The 6,826-nt window shown below is 64.8% G+C and carries 8 protein-coding genes; all 8 read right to left on the bottom strand.

Annotated features, from left to right (window positions below; genetic code table 11):
- Nucleotides 1-347: 347 nt before the first annotated feature.
- The gene (locus VMR39_RS09790) at nt 348-1,097 is read right to left on the bottom strand and encodes an HAD-IIB family hydrolase (RefSeq protein WP_004212890.1); all 750 of its coding nucleotides are present in this window, start codon (nt 1,095-1,097) and stop codon (nt 348-350) included.
- Nucleotides 1,094-3,595 carry a heavy metal translocating P-type ATPase gene (locus VMR39_RS09785; protein WP_325415775.1) on the bottom strand — a complete coding sequence of 834 codons (2,502 nt, stop codon included), beginning with the start codon at nt 3,593-3,595 and terminating at the stop codon, nt 1,094-1,096. Before VMR39_RS09785 ends, VMR39_RS09790 begins: the two co-directional genes overlap by 4 nt.
- The gene (locus tag VMR39_RS09780) at nt 3,592-4,200 is read right to left on the bottom strand and encodes a cation transporter (protein ID WP_004212885.1); all 609 of its coding nucleotides are present in this window, start codon (nt 4,198-4,200) and stop codon (nt 3,592-3,594) included. Before VMR39_RS09780 ends, VMR39_RS09785 begins: the two co-directional genes overlap by 4 nt.
- Complete coding sequence (locus VMR39_RS09775) at nt 4,197-4,883, bottom strand: ZIP family metal transporter (protein WP_004212882.1); 687 nt, start codon at nt 4,881-4,883, stop codon at nt 4,197-4,199. Before VMR39_RS09775 ends, VMR39_RS09780 begins: the two co-directional genes overlap by 4 nt.
- Nucleotides 4,884-4,886: 3 nt before the next feature.
- Entirely contained in the window at nt 4,887-5,300 is a 414-nt protein-coding gene (locus VMR39_RS09770; RefSeq protein WP_004212881.1) for a hypothetical protein, read from the bottom strand.
- Nucleotides 5,301-5,347: 47 nt separating this feature from the next.
- Complete coding sequence (locus tag VMR39_RS09765) at nt 5,348-5,725, bottom strand: hypothetical protein (RefSeq protein WP_004212880.1); 378 nt, start codon at nt 5,723-5,725, stop codon at nt 5,348-5,350.
- Entirely contained in the window at nt 5,722-6,210 is a 489-nt protein-coding gene (locus tag VMR39_RS09760) for an SRPBCC domain-containing protein (RefSeq protein WP_004212879.1), read from the bottom strand. The genes VMR39_RS09765 and VMR39_RS09760 overlap by 4 nt, the downstream gene beginning before the upstream one ends.
- Before the next feature lie 53 nt (nt 6,211-6,263).
- On the bottom strand, nt 6,264-6,826 hold a 563-nt coding region (locus VMR39_RS09755; RefSeq protein WP_325415773.1), incomplete at its 5' end, for an efflux RND transporter permease subunit.

The raw sequence follows: 6,826 nt of genomic DNA, 5'->3' as shown, positions 1-6,826 counted from the left end.
CGCCCAAGCAAATCAGGAGACGCTTGAACAATGTCGGCGGGCAGCCAACAAGGCAGGCGAGCCAGTGCGATGCACTGTCAGGATTAAGCCGGAGGGGAGGAGGGGGGAATAATGAACCTGCGGCGTCACTCCGGACCCGAGCTGTTGCGGTTTATCGAGTGGTGGGATCAAGCACCGCGTACGATTGAGAAGCGCGGCGGAATCTCTTAGATTGATCGCTGGAGGCTTTGTTCGCGGAGACGCGCACATTGCCTTCTTTTCGTTTTAGGAAGCGCTGCCCTAAGCGACAGAAGCCAGAGCTTTGACAATGCGGCATTCCGCGATGGAGCCGACCATGTATCTTGATCCTATCGGTGCAGACACGCGATGATGGCGGTCACGACGGCGGTGGTTTCCGCGACGTCGCGCACCCTCACTGTGTCGAGGCCGATTTCAGCAGCGGGATAGTCATTCCCACCGGGGAATATCGCATCCCCAATGAACAGCATCCCGTCGAGCGGGACACCGCTCTCGGCACTCAGGCGCTTCAGGCCATAGCCCTTGTCGATCCCTGCTCTGGTCACGTCGATCGATGTCGTGCCACCGAGATTGATCGAGAGCTCCGGCAGCTTCGCGCGCAACGTGGCCTGCAACGCGGTCCTCTTCTTTCGGTCAGGATCCCACGCTTCCTTTTCCTTCAGCGGCGCTGCCTGCCCCAGGCCCGAAAAGGTGATCTGGCTGCCCCGGTCCTCGATCCGTTCGCCCCAGATACGTTCGTCGGCGAGACCGGCATCGGTCAGCGCCTGATCGAAGGCCGTGCGGATCTTCGCCTTCTCCGCGTCGTCGAACAGTTCGGCATAGACCGCGCGCCAAGCGCCATTGATGAACCGATAGAGTTTCGTGCCTGTGGTCGGCATCAACCAGAGACGGTCGAGCGCGACGCCGGCAGGAAGGCGCGAGGCGATCTGCTTTTCGAACTGCGGCCAGTCCCCGCCCGAGATCACCGCCACATCCGTGATGGCGAGCAATCGGGCGAGGATTGCGGCCATATCCTCCGATAACGGCCGCTTGCTCTCGGCAAGCGTGCCGTCGAGGTCGAAGGCGATCAGCCACTTCATGCCGCCTTCCCTGCCGGATCGCGGTAGGCGAGCAGCCTGAGCGCATTGATGACGACGAGCAGCGTCGATCCCTCATGAACCGCCACCGCTGGCCCAATGCCGAGGCCGAGGATGGTAGCAGGCACCAGGAAGGCGACGACACCCAGGCTGACGAAGACGTTCTGCCGGATGATTCCACGGGTATGGCGGCTAAGACCGACTGCGAATGGCAGGTGCGCCAGATCGTCGGCCATCAGCGCCACGTCGGCTGTCTCCAGCGCAACGTCCGACCCCGCCGCGCCCATCGCGATGCCGACCGTGGCGCTTGCCATCGCCGGCGCATCGTTCACGCCGTCGCCCACCATCGCGACCTTGTCTTCGCCGGCGAGCTTCTTGATCGCGGCAACCTTGTCTTCGGGCATGAGGTCGCCCCACGCTTCGTCGATCCCGACTTCGTCGGCGATCGCTTCGGCGACTTTCTGGTGATCGCCGGAGATCATTATCATCCGCGACACGCCCATCTCGTGCAGCCGACGCAACGCGGTCTTGGCAGCTTCGCGAGGCGTGTCCATCAGGCCGATCGCGCCCAGGTCGCGGTCCCCCTTGCGGACCACCATTGTCGTGCGGCCGTTCTCGCGCAGCTTCGCGATTGCGTCCTGCGCGCCCTGCCCCAGCGCCGGAATGCCCTCACTTCCGAACATCTCGGCCTTGCCGATCCACACCGTCTCGCCATCCACGCTCGCGGTGACGCCCCGACCGGTCAGGCTCTTGAGGTCGCCGGCAGTCGGCACGGCACGATCGTTCAGACGTTCGCGGCCGTCCTTGACGATCGCTTGGGCCAGGGGATGGTCGCTCAACGCTTCGACGGCGACAGCCAGCGCCAGCAACTCGCCTTCATCGGCGCCATCGACGGGCACGACATCAGTGATGCGCGGACGATCTTCGGTCAGCGTGCCCGTCTTGTCGAAAGCGATCGCTTTGAGCGACCCGAGGTTTTCGAGCGGTGCACCGCCCTTCACGAGCACGCCGCCCCGCGCTGCACGGGCAACGCCCGACAGGACCGCGCTCGGCGTTGCGATCGCGAGCGCGCACGGGCTTGCCGCCACCAGCACCGCCATCGCGCGATAGAAGCTGTCGCGGAACGGCTCGTCGGCGACCACCCATGCGAACAGCAGGAGCACTGACAGGACCAGGACGGCGGGCACGAAGATCCGTTCGAACCGGTCGGTGAAGCGCTGCGTCGGCGACTTCTGCGTCTCCGCTTCGCTCACCATCTTCACGACCTTGGCAAGCGCGCTTTCATTGGAACGGCGTGTCACCTCGATCTCGATCGCGCCGCCGCCGTTGATCGTACCGGCGAACACCCGACTTTCCGCGTCCACCGCATCGGGCTTGGCGCGCGCTGCCGCCGCGTCCGCGACCGGCACCTTGTCGACCGGGATGCTTTCGCCCGTCACCGGGGCCTGGTTGATCGCGCTGGTGCCCTTGATGACGAAGCCGTCGGCAGGCAGGCGCTCGTTCGGGCGGACGATGGCAATGTCCCCGACGACCATCTGCTCGACCGGGATTTCGCTGGTCTGCCCGCCGCGTCGCACGGTCGCGGTTTCGGGCGCGAGCTTCGCCAGCGCCTCGATCGCCTTCTTGGCGCGGCCCATTGCATAATGCTCAAGCGCATGGCCGAGGCTGAACAGGAACAGCAGCAGCGCACCTTCGGCCCATGCGCCCAGCGCAGCGGCGCCGGCCGCAGCGACCAACATCAGCGTGTCGATCTCGAACTTCTTCATCCGGAGGTTGTCGATCGCCTCGCGCAGCGTGAAGAATCCGCCGAAGAAATAGGCTGCGATATAGCAGGCGGTCGGCAGCCATTCGGGCGCGCCAGCGACCAGCCTCTCGATCGCGTAGCCGATCCCCAGCAGCGCGCCACAGGCGAGCGCGAAGATCAGCTCGGTATTGGGGCCGAGAAATTCGGCGTGGCTATGGTCGTGGCCATCGCCGGGGCCGTGCTTCTCTTCGCCCGCGCCGTGGCCCCCGGGGCCGTGGTCGTGGCCGGCATGTTCATCGGCAGCGACCCGCTTGCCCACCCTCACCTTCAGCTTGCGAAGCGCAGCGCGCACCTCCTCTTCGGTGGTTTCGCGGCGATCATATTCGACCCGGACAGACCCGCTGGTGCTGGCGCTTGCCTGGACCACGCCGGGCAAGGCGCACAGCGCATCGCTGACCGTGCGCGCCCGACGTTCGTGGTTGATCCCCGTCACCTGCCAGATCGCATGGCCGTAGCGCTCGGTGATTTCGGCACCTGCGGCGCGCACCATTTCGCGCAACCGTGGCAGCGGCAGCTTGGCGGCATCGAAATGGATGCACAGCGCCGCTGGCGTGTTGCCGTCGAGACAGATCACATGCGCCCGCTCGACACCTTCGCGCTTTGACAGGGTTGATACGAGACGGTCCAGGCAGGCATCGGCCGCGTCAGGAAGGTCCGGCAACAACACTGGAATGTCGAGTTCGAGCTTGTCGTTCATGACGACCTCCTTTCGCTTTTCTTGGTTTCGGCGCGCGCGTCGCGCAGGATTTCGACACCGCCCTTGATGGCGATGATGGCGGTGGCGAAGCCGACCAGCAGGTCCGGCCAATTGGTACCCAACCACAGCACCAGCACGCCGGCGATCAGGATGCCGCCGTTGGAAATGAAGTCGTTGAAGCTGAAGGTGGTTGCGGCCCGGAGATTGACGTCCGGATCCTTGAGGCGCTGGAGCAGCCGCAGGCAGAGGTAATTCACGACGCCGGCGATCGCGGACATGACCATCATGGTAGGTCCGATGGGCTCGCTGCCCTGCACGTAGCGCCGTCCGACATCGATCAAGATGCCGCCCGCGAAGATCAGCAGCATGACGCCCGAAGCGACCGCGGCGCGTGTCTTCCATGTCTGGCCCCGGGTGAGCGCCACAAGGCTCAGCGCATACACAGCCGTATCGGACAGGTTGTCGACGCCGTTGGCGATCAGCGCGCTCGAGTCCGCGAAGAAGCCGGAAACGAAGAAGCCCGCAGCGATCGCCGCGTTCAGCAGCAGGACGATCCACAGTGTGCGGCGCTCCTGCCCGCCATTGTTGTCGTTGCCCGGGATCATCCCATCATCTCCTCAAGTGTCAGCAGGGCCAGGAAGCCGACGAAAAACATCGAGCTGATGAGCGGGGTGTCGGGTTTCTCGTGCGCCTCGACCAGCAACTCCTCCGTGACGAGGTAGAGCAGCGCCATCAGCCCGAAGCTGAGGAAGCCGGCGATCATCACCGGCGACAGCGCGGCGACCGGCACGGCAGCGAGCGCGCCGATCGGCAGCAGGAGGGCCAATGCCGAGACGATCACGATGATGCGCAAGCGCGAGCGATAGGTTTCCGCCAGCTCGTCGGTCAGCGTCAGTCCCAGAAATAACACTTCCAGAGTGAGCGCGATCGTCAGCAGGAGACCTGCCTTCTCGCCCGCCACGAAAGCGAGGCCGAGCACCAGGCCGTCGACCAGAATGTCGATGCCGATCGCGGCGAGTAGCGCCATCGGCCCCTTGAAGCGGGCCTCAAGAGCCTTGAGCCCCAGCATGGTCGCGACGCCCGCCGCCCCGCCGATCAACGTCGCGCTGGGCGATGCCTCATGCTTGACCTGCGGCAGGATTTCGGTCGCTGCCGCCGCGAACACGACGCCGGCAGCGAGATGCTGTAGGCCCGCCACGAGGCCAGGTTTCAACTTGGTGCGGCTCGCGACAATCGCGCCGAGCACGACCGCCAGCACAGGCGCAAGCGTATAGAGCAGTGCCTGCATTTCCTAGGACTCCTCCGGGGTTCGGTGGCAGACGCGGATCTTCCCGCGTCGCGTGAACGCGATCGATCCGCCCGCCACGACAGCCCGCGAATGGTCGCCGCGAAACTCGTCACCGGTTCGCTGCGCGCGCAGGATCTCGGTCCTGCCCTTCGGCAGCCAGGTGACGGCCATTTTCAAGCCGTCATCGATGAAGTCGACATCGGCGCGTGTGCCGTCGTCGCAGTACATGATGCGCTGCGCGATTAGTTTCGACGTCAGATGCTTTTCATGCGCCGGCTCGGTAGGCTGGGTCGGCGCTGGATTACACGCCCCTATAACCGCCCCGGAGACGAGAACGACGCCGAGGCGCGCGATCGCCAGACCGGCCCGATTCAGGCCGCACAAGGTTGTCACATTTGAAATCGACGTGTCAGACATCGGTCTCTTCCGACGAAGCGCCCTGTGGCGTTCGAAGGCAGGGCAGTTCATCGCGTGCCTTCCCGCTCGCAGATCCGGGTACGGCCATCGCCTTCCACGATGGTGAGCTGCGACCCCTTGAAGGTCGCGGTGGCTGTTTCGCCGACATATTGCAGGCCCTGCGCTGGCGCGGTCAGCATCATCGGCGGTCCCCCGTTGGAGCGCCGCAAATCGATCTGCAGGCCGTTGTCCTTGTAATCGACGAACAGCGGTTCCCCGTCGGAACAGCGATATCTATGCCGCCCCATTTCCCCGGTCGCCACGGCGCTGTCGGACGAATGGATCTGCTGCTCCGTTGGCGGGGCTGGCGGCTTTCTTTCCGAGCACGCCGCGAGCCCGACAACGAGGATGACGGCGGGCAGCACCCGCTTACAGTGCATCATCATCGCGCCTTCCTCCTGTAGCGGAAGGGGACGCGCTGACGATTGATAGCCCGGGCAGGCTGACCTACCCGCCAGCGGAGATAGGTTGCGAGGCGATCGTCAGATTCGACCATCAGGGATCGCAGGCGGCGCAACATCATCGCCGCGAACGGCAGGGAGAGCGCCCCGCGCAGCGTGCAGCTATGCGTTAGCCTGGTGCCGCCATCGTCCCCCGCCAGCTCGTACCGCTCTTCGAGCGTGAACAGATAGGGGATGCCGCAGGACCAAGCGAAGGCGTGCGGTTTATCGAATCGATCAATCCGTGCTGGCGTCCGAATTGGCCGGGTGATGCCCTGGATCGCAAAGGTGCATTCTGTGTCGCCGAGCCGGGACGGATCATCGAGAAATACGAGCGGACTCCACGCCCGGCGATGATCCGGATCGGTGAGTGCCGACCAGATGCGCAGTGGCCCGCCGTGAAGCATCGAGCTGGTTATGGTGCGAGGCATATCCCCATCTCCCAGAGATGGGCGGGGCGATCGCGGATCGCCCCGCCCATCCATCAGGCCAAGTTGTTCACGAAGGTCTGACCGTGGTCGTCCCCTTCATGCTCCTCATTGTAGTGCTCGGGTTTCTCGATCACTTTCTGCCCGAACCGGGCATAGAGTGTCGGCAGCACGAACAGCGTAAGAAGCGTCGCCGAGATCAGACCGCCGATGACGACCGTCGCCAAAGGCTTTTGAACCTCTGCGCCGGCGCCTTCGCCCAGCGCCATCGGCACGAAGCCGAGGCTGGCGACTAGCGCGGTCATGATGACGGGTCGCAGACGCTGCATCGCGCCAACATGCGCGGCTTCCTCGCGGCTCATCCCTGATCGGATCAGATCTTGGATCGAGCTGACCATGACGAGGCCGTTGAGGACCGCGATGCCCGAGAGGGCGATGAAGCCCACTGCCGCCGAGATCGAGAAGTCCATGCCCCGCAGGAACAGCAACAGGACGCCGCCCACCAGCGCGAAAGGCACGCCGGTTGCGATCAGGCCGGTGCCCAGGAACTGGCCGCACGCCAGAGCCGTGCGGTGGCCTCCGTCCAAGTCACTTCCTCTACAGCTGGCGCGCAGGCGTC

Origin of the sequence: Sphingobium sp. (assembly GCF_035511395.1) — a bacterium.
GTDB lineage: Bacteria > Pseudomonadota > Alphaproteobacteria > Sphingomonadales > Sphingomonadaceae > Sphingobium.
This window is presented reverse-complemented; position numbering and strand designations above follow the sequence as displayed.